The organism is Halomicronema hongdechloris C2206 (assembly GCF_002075285.3).
GTDB classification, from domain to species: Bacteria; Cyanobacteriota; Cyanobacteriia; order Phormidesmidales; family Phormidesmidaceae; genus Halomicronema_B; species Halomicronema_B hongdechloris.
Genome location: NZ_CP021983.2, coordinates 5,433,467 through 5,452,570, shown reverse-complemented (window position 1 = coordinate 5,452,570; position 19,104 = coordinate 5,433,467). Strand labels below are relative to the sequence as shown.

Sequence of the window (19,104 nt, the reverse complement as noted above, 5' to 3'; positions counted from 1 at the left end):
GGCCTACATAGTCAGGTAGAAAAGCCCCTCGCTACCCTGCCGATGCGACGCGATCTTGAACGACCAATCAAATGGCCCTTCCACGGGGTCCAGGGCGGTGGTTCGCCCTGGTCGTCGGAGTCCGAGGGGAACGAAATCCCCTCGGGTGAGCACCCCGAGCGACACGATTTAAGTGTGGTCTTATCGAGGTCTAGCATGCCTGGCCGATGCGACGCATCCACAACGGCTGATCGACCAACCCATCCACGGGATCCAGGGCGGTGATTCGACTACGCTCATCACAAGTAGTTCGACTACGCTCATCACAAGTAGTTCGACTTCGCTCATCACAAGTAGTTCGACTTCGCTCATCACAAGTAGTTCGACTTCGCTCATCACAAGTAGTTCGACTTCGCTCACCACAAGTAGTTCGACTTCGCTCACCACAAGTAGTTCGACTTCGCTCACCACAAGTAGTTCGACTTCGCTCACCACAAGCAGTTTGCCCCATAAAAACTGCAGGGAGCGAGAGCCTCTGGGCGAGAGTGCTTTGGCCCAGGTAATGCAGTGTGGCCTTAATGACAGTGGCTGATCTTGCATGCCGATTCTGTAAAGTGGCGTCAATCCCCTGCCCGCTGGCGGTCAACTCCCATTATCCTGGAAATCATTGGGAGTCTCTGGGGTGGCTTACCGGAGCTACCCAGGATACTGTCAGGGAGCGACTCGTGACGCACAGTTTTTTACTTGAGCCAGGACGTTGGACACTGCAGGGTAATTGGCTAGAGCGCGATACCCTGCCCATTTCGGTTAAAGGCAAAATTTTGATTGCTTGGAGCCGAGATGACTGGTTCACCATGGTGATGAAACTGATCTTCCCTGAATCAGACCGCCCCGAAATCGCCCTGCAATATCGAGGCCGATTGACCAGTACCGAGCGCCAATACACGTTTGTACTGCAACATAGCCTGCTGGGTCGAGTGGAAGGGGAAGGGTGGGTTGCCCCCGAGTCGATCGTGCAACGGTATTGGGCCTTAGGCGACCGACAGCGACGCACTGGCTTCGAAACCCTCTATTGTTTAGATCAAGGATGCTATCACTTATCTAGTGGAATTATGGCTGGGCATTATTTGACCAGTGCCATGGAAGCCACCTTAAAGCATCAGGGAGATTAAGCATCGACTCATAGACACAATGAGGAGACACAATAAGGAACAGCGAGCTTGGCACCCATTGATGTGTCAAAATTGACGAGGTGGCTTCAGTATTTTCCCGGTTAATTGTCCCCAAAAACCGGATTCTGCTCTCATTGGACTGTAGCTCATTACAGACACCCCCCTAAGTTATATGGCTGAGTCTACAACTGACCCCAATCTAGGACGCAAATTGGCCAATCGCTACGAGTTGGTCGAGCCTATTGGCCAGGGGTCCATGGGCAAAGTGTACTTAGCGGACGACACCCTACTCGGCAACGTCAAAGTCGCCGTTAAGTTTTTGTCCCAGACCCTGCTTAATCACAAGATGCAGGAGCGGTTTGTGCAAGAGGCCATGACCTGCGCCCAGTTGGGCCTTAATAGCATTCACGTGGTGCGGGTAACAGACTACGGAGTCAGTGATGATGGTATTCCCTTCTACGTGATGGAATATCTTCGCGGTCAGAGTCTCAGCCATCTCATTAACCTGCAACCGCTACCAGTCCCTCGGTTCTTGGGGTTGACTCGGCAGATTTGTTTAGGGCTGAAGACAGCCCATGATGGCATTTTGCTAAAGGGGCAACAGGTCCCTATTCCGATCATCCATCGCGATATCAAACCCAGCAATATTCTGATTACCCAGGATCCGACCCTGGGAGAGTTGGCCAAGGTGCTTGACTTCGGCATTGCCAAGCTAATGCAGAGTGATGGTGATCAGACCAATTGTTTCATGGGCACCCTGGCCTATGCCTCTCCCGAGCAGATGGAAGGGCAGGAGCTGGACCGGCGCTCGGATATCTATAGTCTGGGGATCATGATGTTCCAGATGTTAACCGGCAAGCTCCCCCTGCGGGCTAATAGCCATACCTTCGGGGGTTGGTATAAGGTGCATCATTCCCAAACGCCGCAAACCCTGACCCAGGCAGATCCGCAGCTCAAGGTACCAAAACGGCTAGACACCTTGATCATGACTTGCCTAAAGAAGAAGCCGGAGCAACGTCCCCAAACCATCATGGAAATTCTGGAGGCGTTAGAACCTCTAGAGCAGCGATTTGGCGGCGGGTTTCGCATCGGGCAGCGGATTGGAGCCACGTTGTCGCGAGTACCCGTTACTCGCCAACCAGAGGTCTCAGATTCCCTGCCCAAGGCGGAGCGGATTTGCCGCCTCACCAGCTGGCCTAAGACCAAGCCGGTAGCTGAGATTGTATTTCCTCACCCTTTGCCTACCAGTAGTGGATCCTTGGCAACCTTGTGGGCCATGATGCCCCAGCGAGAAATAGAGCGACGGCTGATTAGCACTCGGTACAACACCTTTATTTGCACCCTGTCTCCCCATCCCATGGCATTGTGGTTGACCGCACTTTTTAGTAGTCAGCATGGTCCCCGTTGGTTACCGTGCTATCTGGATCTCAAGGCATCTTCCGGGCAAGAAATGGCGTTTCTATTGGGCCGTTCTGGGGAGTACAAGTTGCTCCTGTTTGCCCTAGAAGCGCCCCAGCGCTGTGCCCATGTGTTGAACTGTCATATTGAGGAAACTCAGAAAAAGCTACTGCAGGAATGGGTGATGGCGGCCCGCGTTCATCCGTCGGTGGGCAGTCCCTCTGATAGTAAAGATTTGCTGCGCACGGAACTCAATCAACGGCTGAAGCCTAAGGTGGAACGATACCTGAATTCTCTCTACAGCGAGGCTGGCTCAGAGATCTCTGAGTAATTGAGAGCAGTCGCTTTCGCTCATCCTTACGCACCTAGCCACCTGACAGCCAGGGGGCCGCTACTAACGAGGCGCCACTAACGAGAACGAGGCGTTTCCCGGGCCCGCGCTAAGGCCAGCTGGATCAGGCGATCCACCAGGGCTGGAAAGGACAGGCCGCTAGCCTGCCACAGTCGGGGATACATGCTCGTGGCGGTAAACCCCGGCAGAGTATTGATCTCGTTGATCAGCACCTGGCCAGTGGTTTCCACATAGAAGAAATCGACGCGAGCTAAGCCGGCCGCGTCGACCGCCTGCACAGCCTGAACGGCATACGCTTGAATCTGGCGGCTGATGGTCTCTGGCAAGGGAGCCGGGATCTGTAAGGCCGCTTGGCCGGCAGTGTATTTGGTATCGTAGTCGTAGAAGTCGCTGTCAAAGCTGATCTCCCCGACCACGGAGGCCTGAGGCATATCATTACCGAGAACAGCACACTCTACTTCCCGGGCGGTTACCGCCGCTTCTACAATCAGTCGCCGATCATAACTGGCAGCATTATCTAGGGCTGTTTCCAGCTGATCTCGAGACCGCACCTTCGAGATCCCGACCGAGGAGCCCAGGTTGGCCGGTTTGACGAAGCAGGGATAGCCGAGTTGGGCTTCGATGCGATCGCATAGCTTTGGCAACACACAGGCATTGGACCAGACCTGAGAACGATTAACGGCCATATAATCCACCTGGGGCAACCCTGCCTGGGCAAAGGCCATCTTCATGGCGATTTTATCCATGCCTAGAGCCGATCCCAGCACCCCTGAGCCGACAAAAGGCTGCTGCATCAGCGTCAACACTCCCTGCACGGTACCGTCTTCTCCGTTGGGACCATGGAGAATGGGGAACCAAACATCAATCTGGTTCACCTGCTCCAATACTGGCAAACGCGCCAGAGTCGCCCCTCCGTTGCCACGAGTCACCAGTGGTTCAGCGGTCTGCAGTACCTGTTCAGCCGTCTCAGGACCATGCCAACTGCCATCCTTGGCAATATAGACCAGCCGGACCTCGTAGGCATTGTCATTACCATCCTTGGCTAATGCCTCAGCAATGGCCCGGGCCGAGGCAATTGAGACCTCATGTTCACCAGAACAGCCACCGAATAGAAGGCCGATGCGCTGCTTCACCATGGCGATGCTCTCCTCATACTACCCGCCGTAGCCTAATCACCCGTAGAGGATATTTGGAAAGTACCCTGCAACCTTGCTCCAGACTGGATTCTGGCCAACAGAGCCATGCGCTCTAAAATGCTTACCCTACAGGGCTTTCAGCCGAGTTTTCAAATGTCCTCTTAGAGTATTCCATCTAGAAAATATCCTGGTTTAGGCTATTGCACTCAGCCTATCTGGCCGGTTCAGCCAGCCCTTGGACGAGTATTATAGCGCTGGCCAGTCAGCTTAGGCCATGGTTAATCGTCCAATAGCCCAGTCTAGGGGGGCTGACTGGCTCGCCACCGCCCAAAGCATTGTAGCGGTGGCTATAGCTGGAACACTTTTACCCGAGTTCAGTGGGCTGTACTCTAGGCATAGGCCATAGCCTATCACACCCCTTTTCATCTAGCCGTTGCCATCCAAGGCAAAAAAATCCTCCGTCAGCACTCACGCTGACGGAGGATTAGACAATCAGGGTGCATCTACCACTCCCTCTTTCTAAAGTACCCCCTCCGATCCGGAGACTTTTGCCAAAGAAGTCTACGAGTATTCACCATAGCCCTTAACAGGATGAGTCCCGCTCCCCTGCCAACCCCAGCTCGATACCTGGATAAAGACAGCTACTGCCAGGGACTTAATTGCCGAGATTGCCCCAGAAAAAGCCACAGATGACCGTTTGGAATGCCCACGAGGATGGATAATGCCATAGGAATGGCTCGTCGTAAGGATTGGTGAAGTACTTTTTTCTCTCGGACGGTTGGACGACTGGTCGTGTTTGGGAATTTGGTGGTCTCTGGGACGAATTAGCCTGGCAGCGCAAGCCCTACATCCGCCGACTCAATCTATCCATCGAAGAACGGGAAGAGCGGCTATGGCTCTATCAGGTAGAAGAGACGGTGTTAATGGTGGAAGTGAAACCCCAAGGTGTGACCCGCCCAAGCATCGGCCAGGTCGTTTTGAAGCGATTGATTTCGGCTGAGCAGGTAATTGAGCGATTGAGCGAAGCCGTCGCCATTCATGTGGCAGAGTGACCCAATAGCCTCAGCTTCAGGGAGTTAATGCCGTCGCCTCTAAGTTACTGACGGCTCGTTGGAGAGCAGCTAGGGCCCGGTTATAGCCCAGAATCGCCGTCACCAAACTGCCCTCGGCCTCAGTCAGATCGGACTGGGCGCTGAGCACATCCAGCTGGGTACCTACTCCGGCATTAAACCGCAGCCGCGCCAACTCTAGGGCTTCTTTGGCCTGCTCTACCGCCAAGCGGGCCGTGTCAATATTTTCCCGATTGGCTTCCAGGCTGAAATAGGCCTGTTCTACCTCTAGGCGCACCTGATTGCGGGCCTGGGAAAACTGGGTCTCAGCAATCTCTTGATTGCGCTCTTCCTGATCGGCCTGGGCTCCTGCTGCGCCACCGTCATAGAGCTGCCAACGCAACCGAGCCCCTAAGCTGTAGTTGTCGCTGGGGCTATCGCCATCACCGAAGGTCTCGCGCACCGAATAGTTGGCAAATAGACTGATTTGAGGTCCTACTGCCGCCCGCGCGACCCGCTGCTGCTGCTCGCTGATGGTCCGCTGCACCAAGGGCTCTTCCAATTCGGCTCGATTTTGGAAGGCAGTAACAATGGTCTTTTCCAAGGACAGTGGCCAGGTTCCAGCCACGGTCACCGGTTCCGTGGTGACATCGAGGGAGGGGGGCAGGGCCAGACGTCTGGCTAACTGACGCTGGGCCGTACGACGGTCACTGCGAGCCTGCACCAGCTGCTGTCGGGCATTGGCCGCTTGCACCTCGGCTCGCAACACATCGAAGCGAGTGCCCACGCCAACCTCTTCGCGCAGTTCCGTGTCCCGCAGGTTGCGCTCGGCTTCTTCTAAAAAAGCTTGATTAATGCGAATTTGCTCGATAGCTTCTTGAAGCGCGTAATAGTCGTTAATTGTATCCAGGCGTAGTTGCTCCCGCTGTCGCTCTAGGGCTAGCTCCTGGAGACGCACCTGCTCTTCCGCCGCTCTTATAGAAGCGGCCCGACGGCCTGAGGTGTAGAGGTCATAGCTTAACTCCAGAGTACTCTGAGTCGTCGTATCGATTTCCTCTTCAGTGGAGAAGCCGTCTCCGGTAAACCCACCGCCGGTAAACCCATCCCCAAAAAAAGAAAATCCTGAGGTACCGGTTGTATTGCGGGCAGTCAAGTCACTGGATAAATTCAGATCCGGAAATAGGGCGGCCCGAGCCTCTCGCAGGGCCTCACGACTGCGTTCTAGCTCTAATCGAGCCACTTGTAGCGCTTCATTGTTGCGATAGGCCAACTCTACCGCTTGCTCCAGGGTGAGGGGCTGCGTTCCCAGGATCTCCACTTCCTCGGGTTGAGTAGGCAGTAACAGGGGGTTGGGATCTGGATTCAGGTAGTCTAGGTCAGCATCCTCGGCAGGCAGAGGATAGGTGGTCTCTCCCACAGACGAGGGCGGGATGGGGTCCGCCTCGAAGGGGGCAGTAGGAGGATCTTCACCCTGGGCTAAAAAGCTGCCGTAGAGGACATCTGAAGTGGTTTCAGGGGGAAACTCTGAGGCGCCCCTCCAGGACGTGGAGGGTTCAACCTCCACGTCGGGGGAGCTAGGGTCAGAGTCCATGAGTTGGGCCTGGACCCCGGCAGTGGGGCAGAGGGTCGCCATCAGACTAAAGCTGACGATCGCTAAGGGAGCTGGGCGGTTGCGATTAGGCATGGAGGCTGATAGCTAAAGCGCACTACGGATTCTGCTGGAGCCTAGGGCAGCATCAGATGGCTCCAGCTTCCTAGCATACTGGAAGGAATGGTCGCCTGTCGGCTGGCTGCCGGTCTTGAAGGCCAACCTAGCTGGTGGACTGCCTCGAGATCTGCAAGTCTCGCCTGACTACGACGATCCCCAGGCTGCTTCCCACTGGGATCATGCTGCAAACTATACCGTATAGTATATTTTTTGATGGCTTCAGGCAATCGCTATCCCCTCATTGAATGGCGCTACGCAGGCTGGGAAATTGCTGGAAAACCTAGGCGAGCGAGGCTGGAGACGACTCTGCTGCCTGCAGGGAGTTATCTGACCGCACCTGAGCGAACCGCTTCCCCGTGTCGGCTAGACCAGGGTGGGGAGCAGTGCAGACTCGGATCAAGGTGACAATACCATCAATTATCCAAACTGGAAGGTTGAGTCGCTGACTTAGGGTAGCCACACCCATGTCGTCAAGGAAGTAGGTATCGTCTAGGCGGCCGGAGTCGCTGGGCTTCAGCATCAGGGAAGGCAAGAGCAGTCCCTGGCCCAGATCCTGGCCTTGGAGGGCATAAACAATGTCCTGCCCCGTGAGCAACCCGGTGACGGTCATGGATTGTCCCCAGTATTCGCTGGCCAGAGCCGCCAGGGTAACGGTAAGACCATCGACTTGGTTAAGGCGCTGCACAATGGGCTGAAAGGCTCCCTCGACGGTATTGCCAACCACCCAGGTGAAGCGGCGGGAAGGGGTCACTTCCGTCGGCAGAGCTTGAGCAGCCTGGTCAAATTCTCCTAGAAATTGGCGAATCGAGCCCACCCCGTTGCCGATTTGGGGATAGGTTTCGTAGTGGCAGGCAGGGGGCAAATCTCGTCCGGCCATCAAGAACCACTCATCGGCCAACCAGGCGAAGGTAGTCCCCAGGTGGTGGCGAAACTGGTGCTGCCAGCGCTGTACTTGGTCTATGACTTGGTTAGCCTGGGCCGGGGTAACGGGTACCAACTCATCGTCGCTGGGGCGAAATTTGGTCAGCCCCACAGGCACGATGGCCACAGAGGCTACCGTTGGTACCGTTGCTGAGTGAAATTGGGCCAGATCCTGCAGGGTACGGTCTAGATGGACCCGATCGTTAATCCCCGGGCAAATGACCACTTGGGCATGAATCTGCAGGCGGTGTTGTTGGAACCAGGCGAGTTGCTCTAGCAGCTGCCCGGCCCGGGGATTTTTCAGTAGATGCGATCGCATCTCAGGCTCGGTGGCATGAACCGACACATAGAGCGGCGATAGCCGTAGCTGGGCGATACGATCCCAATCGCGGCCAGTCAGATTGGTCAGGGTGAGATAGCTGCCGTAAAGGAAGCTGAGCCGGTAGTCATCGTCCTTGAGGTAGAGGGTCTGCCGCCTGCCAGGAGGTTGCTGATCGATAAAGCAAAACGGGCAGCGATTGTTGCACTGCATCAATCCATCGAACAGGGCCGTTTCAAACTCCAGCCCCAGGTCGGCGTCGTAGTCCTTTTCCAGATCGACATAGTGGGTCTGCCCCTGGGCATCTAACACCTCCAGAGACAGCTCCTCATCGGCACAGAGCAGGCGATAATCAATCAAATCGCGAGGGTGCTGGCCATTGATCGACACCAATTGGTCCCCTGGCTCAAAGCCAAGGTCCTCAGCAATCGAATCCGCCAGCACCCGAGTAATACGGGCTGGGCGAATGGTGGCCTCACTCATGGGTTCAGATTAGGGGTACCTAACTATTTTGCAACTGTCCACTGGCAATGGCCACTAAGATCACGACGCCAAAGGCCAAGCGATACCAGACGAACACCCAAGTCGTATGGCGCTGCAGAAAGCGGATCAGCCAGTAAATGGCCCCGTAGGACGACACCACTGCCGCCAGCAGCCCCCCCAGCAGAGGCCCCCAACTGACGCCCCCCATGTCGCTCGTCAGCAGCGAATGCAGCTCCACCAAGCCAGCCAGGGTAATGGCCGGAATCCCCATTAGGAAAGAGAATCGCGCCGCCGTCGCGCGCTCTAGACCCATGAACAGCCCTGCCGTTAAAGTCGATCCGGAGCGGGAAACTCCCGGAATTAAGGCCAGGGCCTGGGCAAAGCCCATACCGATGCCATCTTTGAGGTCTAAGGCGTCGAAGCCACGGCGCCGCCGGCCCCACACCTCGGCGACGGCTAATAGCAGCGCCATGACGATCGAGGCCATGGCAATGGCGGCGGTGCTACGCAAGGGAGAGTTGTCAAAGTCGGGGATCAAGGCCTTAATCAGCAAGCCAGCCACCACGATGGGCAGGGTGCCCAGTAGGATACCCAACCCCAGACGAAAGTCTACCGAGGCGAATTTACGCTGCCGGGTCGCCTGCACCATCTGGGTGGTGACCTGCTTTAAGTCGGTCCAAAAGTACCAGAGGATGGCGGCGATGCTACCCAGCTGAATCACTGCGGTGAAGGCCACCCCTGGATCTCCCCAGCCCAAGGCCACCGGCACGACCTTGACATGGGCCGTACTACTAATGGGCAAAAACTCTGTCAGCCCTTGCACAATCCCGATGAGAATGGCCTGCATCAGGGACATATTGTCTTTCAGGGCAGTCGACTCAGCCTGGGCCAACAGCAGCCCTACAGCGCTCAACCAGTCGGCAGTTAAGGTCAACATGGGCAAATGAATACGTTAGGGGCGATGGAGTAGGCAGGGCATTGACCAGCTTTGATTGTACGGGACTTGATTGGGGAGGCTGAGATGCGATCGCAGCCATTTGCAAACACTTCACAGAGAGAATTGGGCGCTATGGCCCGCAGTTGATGGCGACTCTCGGACCGCCTGCCTGCCCCGGGAGGGCATGTTATGTTTACATTGGTTAACCTCGGCATCTAATCATCCCTTGTCTTCTTACAGCCCTACAACCACCCCCAAATCGGAGTATCTGCTACCCCTGACACAGCTGCGGCGATTGGGGTTCCTGCGCTGGCGCCTGATGGCCATGGCCATCACATTGGTGGTGGTGCCAGTCTTCTTTCAGGCCCCGTTGGTGCGATCGCTGCCCTGGCTCAGTCTCAGTCTCACCGGCGCCTGGTTAATGGCAGGGCTATCCCTCATGGCCCGTCCGGCCACCTATCTGTGGGGAGACCTGTTAGTCGGATTTAGCTGGACCTGGTTGGCGGGGTCGATCTACTGGGGATGGTTTCGCTGGGAACCCCTTGTGCATCTGCCCATTGAGGCGATTGGACTGCCGGTGGTGGGTATTTGTCTGGCCCTAGGTTGGGGATCCATTGGCAGTTATTTTTACCTCGGCTCCCTGTTGGGCACAGCCATCACCGACCTTTACCTCTATTGGAATGACCTCATTCCCTACTGGCGTCAATTGATGGCCGTCGATCAAAGTTTTGTGCCAGCGGTTCTCCAGGAAGCCGTGGCCCATCTTTGCACCGGCCCGGCCCTGCTGAGCGCCATTGAGTTGATTTTCTGTCTGTTACTCTTGACCGTCGGCCCGCTGCTTTACTCCAGGCGGCTGCACTGGTGGACCTTCTCAGGGGCGGTGTTGAGTACTTTACTGGTGGACGGACTGTTTTTCCTAACCGCTTTAGCTGCCTAGGTGCTGCCTATCAGGCAACAATGGTGGACGGACTCACCACCACGCAACGCTGGATGACGGTGGCCACAACCAGCTGGTCTTCGAGATCTGACTGCCTTACCTTGCCATGATCGCAGGGAGCGGTACAGTATCTTGGAAGGAAAGGAATGATAAGGTAGGGTGCTTGTTGTTTCTCAAGCATTGCCCATTTAGTTCGTACCCAACTCGATTGCCCCTCGTTTAGCACAGTGGTTATTAAGGTGACTGCGCAATCTGAACCTTATTTGATACTGCAGACCGAGTCAGGCAATCGTCACTTGCCGTTATTGGGCAGCAACTGCTGGACCATAGGTAGGAGTGATGACAACAATTTTGTCCTGCCTGACCAATGGATCTCTCGCAACCATGCCATGCTGCAGTCCATGGAAAATGGGGAATTCTATCTGATTGATCTGGGTAGCCGCAACGGCTCCTTCGTCAATGGCCGTCGTGTCAGCGTCCCCGTCACCCTGCACAACGGCGATCTACTCACCTTTGGCCAGACTAATCTTCATTTCTATTGTCCGCACCCAGATATTGCCACTGCTGCCACGCCCACGCCTACCGATTCCCAAGACTTCACCGCGACGGCCATGCTGAATGTGCGGCGGTTGATCTCGGTGATGGTGGTAGATATTCGAGACTTCACGGTCATGACCCGGCAATTGGACGAAACGGTGCTATCTGAGACCATCGGCACCTGGTTTCGCCGGGCTGGAGAAATCATCGGCGAATATGGCAGCGGGGTTGATAAATACATCGGTGATGCGGTGATGGCAGTCTGGATTCACGGACCGCAAGGGGTTGAACCCACAGAAATTCTGCGGATTATCCGAGCCATCAACGCCCTGGCGAAGATGACTAGTCAACTCCACGAGGAATTCCCCCTGCCCTTCTCCCTGCGGATTGGGGCTGGATTAAATACAGGCTATGCCATGGTCGGGAACACTGGTTCGGGAGACCGCCCTGACTATACCGCCCTCGGCGATACCGTAAATGCTGCCTTCCGGTTTGAATCCTCCACCAAGCAATTAGGGTTGGACATTGCCATTGGCGCCACAACCTACGACTGTCTAGAGGAATTGGGAACCACCGACAATCTCTTCCAGCGCTACACCGTCACCATGAAGGGATACGATACCCCGATTTTGACCTATGCCGGCACCTTCAAAGATTTAGAGCGCTTTCTCCAGCGCCACTGACCCCTGCTCAGCGACACGAGTCGGGTCTTGCCAGTTTCAGTGCATCACTGTTCCAATCCAGACCGGAAGGGGAACGATACTATTGAAGAGTCAGGTCATGGCGTCGATAAGAGACCTTGACAGGGCTCCTTTGACTCAGACGTCAGCATTGGGATCAGATTGGGGGCGGGTAATGGGGCTATTTGATGGCGTATTCAAAACAGCGAATCAGATGACCGATGGCAGCCTGAGCGCAGCGGAAGCCTTCGCAGCCGTGTGTTTAGTGGCCATTGCCGCGGATGGTTATCTATCGGAGCAAGAAGGACGGAACATGACTGTCATGCTGTCCCGCATGCAACTCTTTCGCACCTATTCCAACGATGTTCTCCATCGCACCTTTGACAAGCTTTTAGCTATGCTAAAGCGCCAGGGTCCTGGGCCGTTAGTCAATCTAGCCAAGGCATCGCTGCCCCAAAATCTACGCGAGACGGCCTTTGCCATGGCAACGGATTTAATCTTGTCGGATGGCGCCGTAACCGAGCAGGAACAAGCCTTTCTAGACGACTTACATCATATCTTAGAGATTTCGGGAGACACCGCCCTGAAGATTGTGCAGGTGATGACCATCAAGAATCGGGGCTAGCCAAGGGAAATTTAGCGGGTAGGCCAACGGCCCGAGGATAAGTATGGGGAGTGTCCCTGTCTTTGAGTAGGTAGACGCAGTGACGCACACTGTGGCTCAGGGGGGTGCGCCATGGCCGTAGCTGAATCAGGTGGCCTCCCAGCCTGGTGGCTACGGTTTGAAGCTGTTCCTGTTCTGCAACGGTCCACTGGCCACGATAGAGGACGGCTACCCCTCCCTGAGCTAATAAGGGCAGGGCATATTCGGCACAGGTGGCAACTGACCCTACAGCTCGCACTAGGGCCAAATCGTAGGCTTGACGATGATCGGGGTGATGCCCCAAGGTTTCGGCTCGCTCGGTGATGGTGGTGACGTTGGTCAGGCCTAGGTCCTGGCTAACACCCGCTAGCCAGGCGATTTTCTTGCGGGTAGAGTCTAACAGGGTGATGGGCCAGGTAGGACATGCGATCGCAACCGGCAACCCCGGAAACCCGGCCCCGGTGCCAATATCGATGACCCGGTGACCAGGAGCCAGGGCCAGTTCCTGTACCGTTGGCTCCTGCCCCAGCCAGGGCACCACACCACTGAGGGAATCCCATACATGCTTCTCCCAGAAATCATCGGCAGCCGTCAAGCGAGTCAGATTGAGCTGCCGGTTACCCTCCAGAATCGCCTCATAGAGAGCCTGAAAACTAGCCTGTTGGTAAGCATCGGGCTGCCAATGCAGAGAATGCCGCCAGCGATCCGAATACTCCGGTAATCGAGAGATAGAGGCCATGGAACAGAGGGGAGCAATGCGCAGTCTGGGGCATCATACCTCGTCGTCAAGACGCCGCCTGCACCATCGGAAATCGAGGTTGCTCCTGCAGTTGCCCCTGATGAATCCCCCAGCACCGATCCGCCAATGTGACCAGATCCTCGGAATCATGGGAGACTACCAACAAACTCCACTGACGCTTGAGCTGACTCAGCAACGAAACCACCTGGCGGCGGGTAGACCAGTCTAAGCCAGCAGTCGGTTCATCCAGCAGCAATAGGTAAGGCTGGCGGATCAACTGCACTGCCAGAGCTAAGCGCCGCTGCTGTCCGCCACTAAGGGCATGGGGGGCAGCGGTCAAGGGGACATGGCTCAATCCCACCGCCTCTAGGGCTTGGTGGATACGCTCCGCAGGGATTTCAGGATGCCCTAACCGCAGTTCGTCCAAGACTGTGCGACCGCAGAAGTGCCGCTCCGGAAACTGAAATACCAGGCCAGCCAACTGCTGCAGTGCCTCTGTATCGAGGACTTGCTGCCGCCAGCAAATTTGCCCGGCCGTCGGTTGAGCCAGCCCCGCCAATAGCTCTAACAGTGAAGTCTTACCAGAACCACTGGGGCCGATGATTAGCCCCATCTCTTGGGGCCCCAACTGCAAAGAAATGTCTCGCAAGATAGCTGTGGTGCTAGCAGCTGGATGATAGGTTAGGTGCTTGAGATAGAGCATGCTTGGAAGCAGAGGAGGAACTGCACTCCGATGACGACAAGATGACGACAACACGATTACTACTACAGTAGCGGCTGATAGCTGCCATCGTTGTACATAGAAACCTGTCCATAGGGTTCCTAGCAATTCATCCGGAGTCTAAAAATGCGTTTGTCATGGTTGCTGGCCGGGTTGGGGCTGGCCATGTTGGCAACACCAGCAGTTGCCCAGACTCGCCTAGAGATCGGACCAGGTGCTGAGTGGCTCGAAAACCGGGAGCTAACCGCTGGTTCAGTGCGGGTAGACGTTAGCTATCAGCCCTTTGGCTTCGATGGGCCGCCCCCAGAAGAAGACAACTTCCGCTATCGCATTTACTACCGCGATCGCCTGCAGCTAGAAGACTCTGCCATGGCCTACTTCGGTAGCAGTGTGGAATTGCAAGACCTCGATAGTGACGGCACCGCAGAGGTAATTACTGAGTATTACAGCGGTGGTGCTCACTGTTGCATGATGATTACCACCTATGGCCTGCGGGGAGATACCTTCATCGAGATTCCCTTTGCCCCCCTAGATGGCGGCGGCCGCTTTCGCGATCTTAACCAAGATGGCCACAGTGAATTTATCACTACCGACAACGCCTTTCTCTATGCCTTTGGCTCCTATGCCGGCTCCTTCCCGCCCACGGTAATCATGACCTTTCAGTCGGGGCGCTTCATCGATACGACGGCTCAGTTTCGCGACTACCTACGCGGCCATGCCTGGCAGATGTATCAGGCCTTGCTGCGAGCTCAGGACCACGATGGCGAAGTCAACGCTGTTCTAGCAGGTTACGTGGCCCAGAAGATTCGCCTCGGGGAGTTTGAACAGGCCTGGGAGTTTATGCAGGTGCACTACGATCGCCAAGATGAGTGGGGCTTAGATATCTACGACGACGGCGAACCCATTGGCCGCCATCCCGACTTTCCCAAGGCCCTGCGTCAATTTCTCATCGACCTAGGCTATCTCATGCCCAATGGCCAACCCAATCCAGCCGTGGATCGACGACCACTGATGGCGGAGGAAGAGGAGTAAAGGGAGGACGGAGAGCGGAGAGCGGAGATGGGGAGTTGGGGAAAAGGGAGAACAGCTCCTCGCCACTCTACAGCCTCCCCTGCCACCTCAAGGTCTGCTCGGCCCGATGGCTGCCGAGGGAGCGGATGACGGTGAGCTCGATCTGGGCGTAGGTGCCGCGATTGAGATGACTGATGCTCAGGGGCAGGCGACCGAGGTCGAGGATGAAGCGGTTGTGATCCCGCTGGATCAGATCGGTGGGGATGGTGCCATCGAAGTGCGTCTGGTAACGGCGGCGGCGATCGCTATGGGGAGCATCATCACTGGCGCGTAGGGTGAGCTGAAATTCAGTATTGACTTGGTCTGAGAGGCGAGCCAGATCAATCACGGTGGCCTGCAGAGAGCGACCATGGCCATCCAGGCCTCCCCAGGCTAGGCGAATGGCGTCTTGGGCGGCGACTAAGCTAGTGACGGTGTAGGTGGTGACTCCATTTTGGAAGTCGCTGCTGCCAGTGACCCACAGATCCTCTGGGAAGGCGAACTGAACCCGGCCATTCTCCTGCAGGCTGAGCTGGATGGTCTCCGACCAGAGGCCGGCCAGAGGACGAGGGGCTTGCCAGTCTAGTCGGGCTTGGCCCTCAATGCGGCCAACATACTCTCGATACTCATCGGTGACGTCTGAGCCGGGGGCTAAACGTGCGATCGCACCTTGACGATAGTCCCAACGGTTTTGGGAGAGGAGTATCGACTGGGCTGCCAACGCTGGAAACGACGCCGTCTGTTCTGGTCGCTCCGGCAACAGGGATGTACCACTGGCTACCAAGGACACTTGTCCCCGTCTACCCGTTTCACCCTCTCGACCATCCCGGCCATGGTGCCCACGCCGACCGTCATAACAGCGATACTCCTCTTCTTGGCAATTGTCCTCTTGGCACACTTGCAAGCGCCAGCGTCGCACTTCACAGCGGCACCCCGGCGTTCCTGGAGCCCCGCGTCCACCGCGACCGCCACGCCCTCCACCGGCATCGATATACACCTGACGCAGATCATCAGCCTGGCGGTAATACAGCAGCACATCACCGCCGTCACCGCCATCGCCGCCATCACCGCCGCCGCCGCCATCACCGCCATCAGCGGCCTGCAAATCATAGGGCACACGCCGTGGCTGATAGCGACACTCCGGCCATTGCCCCCGCTCCCCCGGTTCACCATCACCGCCATCTGTCCCAGCCAACGCCAATCGCTGCGGCGTCCCATCCAGTGTAATGCTAGTATCTGTGCCATCTTGGCCATCACGACCATCGCGACCATCCCGCCCGTCATAGCCGTCCTGGCCAAACTGGCGGAGACTAGCCGCCCAGGCCCACCCGGTGCAATCCTGAGACCCCTGGAGCCAGCCCCCTAGAATCGCTACCATGGTCAGTAGCACTGCTACCCGTTTCATCGGAATTACCCCTGCAGATACCTGTTTTCCTGTTATGGCATTCCCGTGCCTGACTGATTTGGCCAGGTTAGACACTTTGTTAAGCGGTACCGATAGATAGGGTGCGGTTGCTAAAGAATTGCTGTATCCCCAAGCAAGCCCCATGGGTTCCCCTTATTCTGAAGGGACTAGAAACTGTACTCTTACCCCAACGAGAGTGGTTATCTGGACAGTTAAGCCGTGTCCGAGTCCAGCCCCGAAGCGTTACTTGGAAAAGGCAACCGCATTCCGCGTTGGACTTGGGCTAGCCCAGACAAATCGAATTCAGCAGCACCTCTGATGCAGCACCTCTGATTAAGATAGTCCAGGGTAAGTGCCTGCTCCATAGTGTCGACGTCATTATTACTCTCAGTCTTCAGTGCCTCCTTGGTGTTGCCTAACCCGGTTGGGTAAAGTGCAACTTTACGCTGTAACGCTGTAAGGACCGTGTGCCCGTGACTCAACAGCCCAACATTGTCCATCTCAACATCCTAGACACCGACTTTGCCAAGATGACGGCCGGGGAAGCCATTCCCGTCGATCGCAAGCGACGACTGGCCCCTGAACACTATGACTTCGATCGCCTCGGCAAACAGATTGCCCGCTATCGCTACGGCCAACTAGATCAGCAAGGACAAGACGATATTCTGTGCTCTATCGCTACGACAGTCGGCTTATTTACCCTGGCCGATATGGAAGATATTAATGATCGCCTACGTAGTACCGGCAGGTTTTATCTGACCTGTGGCGAGCGGCAACAGGTGATCAACTGGCTGGAAGATGAACTAGATATCTCCCTGCCGTTGCCCACAGACCACTAAATCGGTAGGGACCCCGGACATTGACTATGGCTTATCAGCCCATCGAGCATTACGGCATCATCGGCAACATGTATACCACAGCTCTGGTAGGGCTGAATGGCTCTATCGACTGGCTGTGTTTTCCCAATCACGATTCCCCCAGCGTATTTGCGGCCATCTTGGATGACCAGAAGGGAGGCTGTTTCAAGATTTCGCCGTCTCTGGCGTCAAGCCCGACTTCTCAGGTGAAACATCGCCAGCTGTATTGGCCGGCAACCAATGTCTTGATCACTCGCTTTTTGACCTCTGAGGGAGTTGGCGAAATCATTGACTTCATGCCGGTGGGCCTATCCTCTGAAGAGATTGGCTACCACTGCTTAATTCGGGAGGTGCGGGTAGTGCGCGGGACGATGCAATTTGAGGTGGAGTGCTGTCCAGCTTTTAACTATGCCCGGGATACCCATGACACCACCCTGACCCCGAAGGGAGTGTGCTTCTACTCCGATCAGATGAGTCTGGGCCTCGCAACAGATGTGCCCCTGCAGGAAAAGGGCAAAGGGGTGTGGGGCGAGTTTGCCCTCAGCCAGGGCGAGATTGCAGTGTTTGTGCTGCAGGGCATCGAAGCTGGAGCGGGGTGTGGCCTGCCGATTCCCCCGGCTAAAGCAACGGACTTATTCAAACATACGGTGCATTACTGGCGGCAGTGGCTATCTCAGTGCACCTACCGAGGCCGCTGGCGGGAAATGGTGGAGCGCTCGGCTCTGACCCTGAAGTTATTGACCTTTGAGCCCACCGGGGCCATCGTTGCAGCGGCCACCTGTGGCCTGCCAGAAGGAATCGGCGGTGAGCGTAACTGGGACTATCGCTACACTTGGATTCGCGATGCCGCCTTCACCCTCTATGGTCTGCTGCGGATCGGGTTCACTGAGGAAGCAGCCCAGTTCATGAACTGGATCGAGCAGCGCTGTCGCGAACTGAATCCCGATGGGTCGCTGCAGATTATGTATGGCATCGATGGTCGCCATAAATTACCGGAGGAAACCCTGCATCATTTAGATGGTTATCGAGGGTCGCGGCCGATACGGATTGGCAATGCCGCCTACGCCCAATTACAGCTGGATATCTATGGCGAGTTGATGCAGGCGGTCTATCTCTATGACAAATATGGCATGCCCATTTCCTACGATCTGTGGATTCATCTGCGGCGATTGGTGGACTGGGTATGTGATCACTGGCATAAGCCAGATGAGGGCATTTGGGAGTTTCGCAGTGGTCAGCAGCATTTTGTCTACTCTAAATTGATGTGCTGGGTGGCTCTGGACCGGGCTTTGCGGCTCTCCAATAAGCGCTCGTTTCCAGCCGATCGCCAGCGCTGGCTAGCCGTGCGCGATCGCATCTACGAAGACATCATGGAACAGGGCTGGGATCAAAATCGCCAGGCCTTTGTGCAGTACTACGGCAGCCAATCCCTCGATGCCAGCAACCTGATGGCCTCCCTGATGCTGTTCGTATCCCCTACCGATCCCCGCATACTCAAGACCCTGGATGCCATCCTCTGCCCACCCCAGCAAGGAGGATTAGTGGCCAATAGTCTGGTCTATCGATACAACCCAGAGGAGCTACCGGATGGCCTACAGGGCCAAGAGGGCACCTTTAACCTCTGCACCTTTTGGCTAGTCGAAGCCCTCACCGAAGCGGGACTGGCCGATCCCAAGAAGCTAGAAGACGCCCGGCTCATGTTTGAAGGTATGCTGGGCTATGCCAACCATTTGGGCCTCTACGCCGAAGAGATTGGCTCCAGTGGCGAAGCCCTCGGTAACTATCCCCAGGCCTTTACCCACCTGTCGTTGATTAGTGCCGCCTGGCACTTGGATAAAGCCCTGACCAATGGCAGCTATATCAGTCAGATGCCCTATTGAGGCGTGGGTGGGTTGGTGAGGGATGAGGGGATGGGGGATTGAGTAGTCAGTAACGAGTAATGAGTAGCAAGTGACGAGTAATCACTCTTCACTCTGCTTCGCACGGGCTAAGCCCTCCGGGCAGGCTACGCCAACGCCCTACACTCTTCACTTTTCACTCTTCACTTCCCCACTAACGGTAAAGTAATAGTGTTCGCAAAG

The 19,104-nt window shown here is 56.1% G+C and carries 17 protein-coding genes; 9 read left to right on the top strand and 8 right to left on the bottom strand.

Annotated elements, in window-relative coordinates:
- Positions 1 to 180: 180 nt before the first annotated feature.
- Entirely contained in the window at positions 181 to 579 is a 399-nt protein-coding gene (locus XM38_RS24905) for a hypothetical protein (protein ID WP_088431410.1), read from the bottom strand.
- Between the two features lie 125 nt (positions 580 to 704).
- On the opposite strand from XM38_RS24905, the gene XM38_RS24900 reads away from it, so the two are divergent.
- Both XM38_RS24900 and XM38_RS24895 read left to right on the top strand, forming a co-directional pair.
- The gene (locus tag XM38_RS24900; RefSeq protein ID WP_080805261.1) at positions 705 to 1,151 is read left to right on the top strand and encodes a hypothetical protein; all 447 of its coding nucleotides are present in this window, start codon (positions 705 to 707) and stop codon (positions 1,149 to 1,151) included.
- 172 nt (positions 1,152 to 1,323) lie between these two features.
- Positions 1,324 to 2,880, top strand: a complete 1,557-nt coding sequence (locus tag XM38_RS24895) for a serine/threonine-protein kinase (RefSeq protein WP_080805263.1) — start codon at positions 1,324 to 1,326, stop codon at positions 2,878 to 2,880.
- A 77-nt stretch (positions 2,881 to 2,957) separates the two neighbouring features.
- Here XM38_RS24895 and XM38_RS24890 read toward each other — a convergent pair whose 3' ends face one another.
- The gene (locus XM38_RS24890) at positions 2,958 to 4,037 is read right to left on the bottom strand and encodes a D-alanine--D-alanine ligase family protein (RefSeq protein ID WP_088431408.1); all 1,080 of its coding nucleotides are present in this window, start codon (positions 4,035 to 4,037) and stop codon (positions 2,958 to 2,960) included.
- A gap of 752 nt (positions 4,038 to 4,789) precedes the next feature.
- Between XM38_RS24890 and XM38_RS24885 the strand changes: the two genes are divergently transcribed.
- A complete protein-coding gene (locus tag XM38_RS24885) occupies positions 4,790 to 5,089 on the top strand; it encodes a hypothetical protein (protein WP_080805368.1) in 300 nt (99 codons plus the stop codon).
- A gap of 16 nt (positions 5,090 to 5,105) precedes the next feature.
- On the opposite strand, the gene XM38_RS24880 is transcribed toward XM38_RS24885, so the two are convergent.
- The 3 genes from XM38_RS24880 to XM38_RS24870 form a co-directional block, all read right to left on the bottom strand.
- Positions 5,106 to 6,770 carry a TolC family protein gene (locus tag XM38_RS24880; RefSeq protein ID WP_080805266.1) on the bottom strand — a complete coding sequence of 555 codons (1,665 nt, stop codon included), beginning with the start codon at positions 6,768 to 6,770 and terminating at the stop codon, positions 5,106 to 5,108.
- 304 nt (positions 6,771 to 7,074) lie between these two features.
- Positions 7,075 to 8,517, bottom strand: a complete 1,443-nt coding sequence (locus XM38_RS24875) for a TIGR03279 family radical SAM protein (protein WP_088431406.1) — start codon at positions 8,515 to 8,517, stop codon at positions 7,075 to 7,077.
- A 19-nt stretch (positions 8,518 to 8,536) separates the two neighbouring features.
- Positions 8,537 to 9,373 (bottom strand): undecaprenyl-diphosphate phosphatase, encoded by an 837-nt coding sequence (locus XM38_RS24870; RefSeq protein WP_080805370.1) that lies wholly within the window; start codon positions 9,371 to 9,373, stop codon positions 8,537 to 8,539.
- Between the two features lie 265 nt (positions 9,374 to 9,638).
- Here XM38_RS24870 and XM38_RS24865 point away from each other — a divergent pair, with 265 nt between their 5' ends.
- From XM38_RS24865 to XM38_RS24855, 3 genes are all read left to right on the top strand, one after another.
- On the top strand, positions 9,639 to 10,391 hold the full coding sequence (locus tag XM38_RS24865) for a DUF3120 domain-containing protein (RefSeq protein ID WP_088431404.1): 753 nt from the start codon (positions 9,639 to 9,641) through the stop codon (positions 10,389 to 10,391).
- 239 nt (positions 10,392 to 10,630) lie between these two features.
- The gene (locus XM38_RS24860) at positions 10,631 to 11,611 is read left to right on the top strand and encodes an adenylate/guanylate cyclase domain-containing protein (RefSeq protein ID WP_088431402.1); all 981 of its coding nucleotides are present in this window, start codon (positions 10,631 to 10,633) and stop codon (positions 11,609 to 11,611) included.
- A 172-nt stretch (positions 11,612 to 11,783) separates the two neighbouring features.
- Positions 11,784 to 12,233 carry a tellurite resistance TerB family protein gene (locus tag XM38_RS24855; RefSeq protein WP_088431400.1) on the top strand — a complete coding sequence of 150 codons (450 nt, stop codon included), beginning with the start codon at positions 11,784 to 11,786 and terminating at the stop codon, positions 12,231 to 12,233.
- On the opposite strand, the gene rsmG is transcribed toward XM38_RS24855, so the two are convergent.
- Positions 12,217 to 12,990, bottom strand: coding sequence for a 16S rRNA (guanine(527)-N(7))-methyltransferase RsmG (gene rsmG, locus XM38_RS24850; RefSeq protein WP_088431398.1), 774 nt, complete (start codon positions 12,988 to 12,990; stop codon positions 12,217 to 12,219). The two genes, XM38_RS24855 and rsmG, sit on opposite strands and share 17 nt — an antisense overlap.
- A 46-nt stretch (positions 12,991 to 13,036) precedes the next feature.
- Entirely contained in the window at positions 13,037 to 13,693 is a 657-nt protein-coding gene (locus XM38_RS24845; protein WP_088431396.1) for an ABC transporter ATP-binding protein, read from the bottom strand.
- A 144-nt stretch (positions 13,694 to 13,837) separates the two neighbouring features.
- Between XM38_RS24845 and XM38_RS24840 the strand changes: the two genes are divergently transcribed.
- The gene (locus XM38_RS24840; protein WP_088431394.1) at positions 13,838 to 14,743 is read left to right on the top strand and encodes a hypothetical protein; all 906 of its coding nucleotides are present in this window, start codon (positions 13,838 to 13,840) and stop codon (positions 14,741 to 14,743) included.
- A 67-nt stretch (positions 14,744 to 14,810) separates the two neighbouring features.
- Here the strand turns inward: XM38_RS24840 and XM38_RS24835 are convergent, their stop codons facing one another.
- Positions 14,811 to 16,166 (bottom strand): hypothetical protein, encoded by a 1,356-nt coding sequence (locus tag XM38_RS24835; protein ID WP_088431392.1) that lies wholly within the window; start codon positions 16,164 to 16,166, stop codon positions 14,811 to 14,813.
- 473 nt (positions 16,167 to 16,639) lie between these two features.
- Here XM38_RS24835 and XM38_RS24830 point away from each other — a divergent pair, with 473 nt between their 5' ends.
- Positions 16,640 to 17,005, top strand: a complete 366-nt coding sequence (locus tag XM38_RS24830; protein WP_080805279.1) for a hypothetical protein — start codon at positions 16,640 to 16,642, stop codon at positions 17,003 to 17,005.
- Positions 17,006 to 17,031: 26 nt separating this feature from the next.
- Positions 17,032 to 18,903, top strand: a complete 1,872-nt coding sequence (locus XM38_RS24825) for a glycoside hydrolase family 15 protein (RefSeq protein WP_088431388.1) — start codon at positions 17,032 to 17,034, stop codon at positions 18,901 to 18,903.
- Positions 18,904 to 19,104 lie beyond the last annotated feature (201 nt).

What these genes read in the sequence shown, in the direction of transcription:
- XM38_RS24905 (WP_088431410.1), bottom strand. Translation starts at nt 579, where the DNA reads ATGCAAGATCAGCCACTGTCATTAAGGCCACACTGCATTACCTGGGCC.
- XM38_RS24895 (WP_080805263.1), top strand. Translation starts at nt 1,324, where the DNA reads ATGGCTGAGTCTACAACTGACCCCAATCTAGGACGCAAATTGGCCAAT.
- XM38_RS24890 (WP_088431408.1), bottom strand. Translation starts at nt 4,037, where the DNA reads ATGGTGAAGCAGCGCATCGGCCTTCTATTCGGTGGCTGTTCTGGTGAA.
- XM38_RS24880 (WP_080805266.1), bottom strand. Translation starts at nt 6,770, where the DNA reads ATGCCTAATCGCAACCGCCCAGCTCCCTTAGCGATCGTCAGCTTTAGT.
- XM38_RS24875 (WP_088431406.1), bottom strand. Translation starts at nt 8,517, where the DNA reads ATGAGTGAGGCCACCATTCGCCCAGCCCGTATTACTCGGGTGCTGGCG.
- XM38_RS24870 (WP_080805370.1), bottom strand. Translation starts at nt 9,373, where the DNA reads ATGTCCCTGATGCAGGCCATTCTCATCGGGATTGTGCAAGGGCTGACA.
- XM38_RS24865 (WP_088431404.1), top strand. Translation starts at nt 9,639, where the DNA reads ATGTTATGTTTACATTGGTTAACCTCGGCATCTAATCATCCCTTGTCT.
- XM38_RS24855 (WP_088431400.1), top strand. Translation starts at nt 11,784, where the DNA reads ATGGGGCTATTTGATGGCGTATTCAAAACAGCGAATCAGATGACCGAT.
- rsmG (WP_088431398.1), bottom strand. Translation starts at nt 12,990, where the DNA reads ATGGCCTCTATCTCTCGATTACCGGAGTATTCGGATCGCTGGCGGCAT.
- XM38_RS24845 (WP_088431396.1), bottom strand. Translation starts at nt 13,693, where the DNA reads ATGCTCTATCTCAAGCACCTAACCTATCATCCAGCTGCTAGCACCACA.
- XM38_RS24840 (WP_088431394.1), top strand. Translation starts at nt 13,838, where the DNA reads ATGCGTTTGTCATGGTTGCTGGCCGGGTTGGGGCTGGCCATGTTGGCA.
- XM38_RS24835 (WP_088431392.1), bottom strand. Translation starts at nt 16,166, where the DNA reads ATGAAACGGGTAGCAGTGCTACTGACCATGGTAGCGATTCTAGGGGGC.
- XM38_RS24825 (WP_088431388.1), top strand. Translation starts at nt 17,032, where the DNA reads ATGGCTTATCAGCCCATCGAGCATTACGGCATCATCGGCAACATGTAT.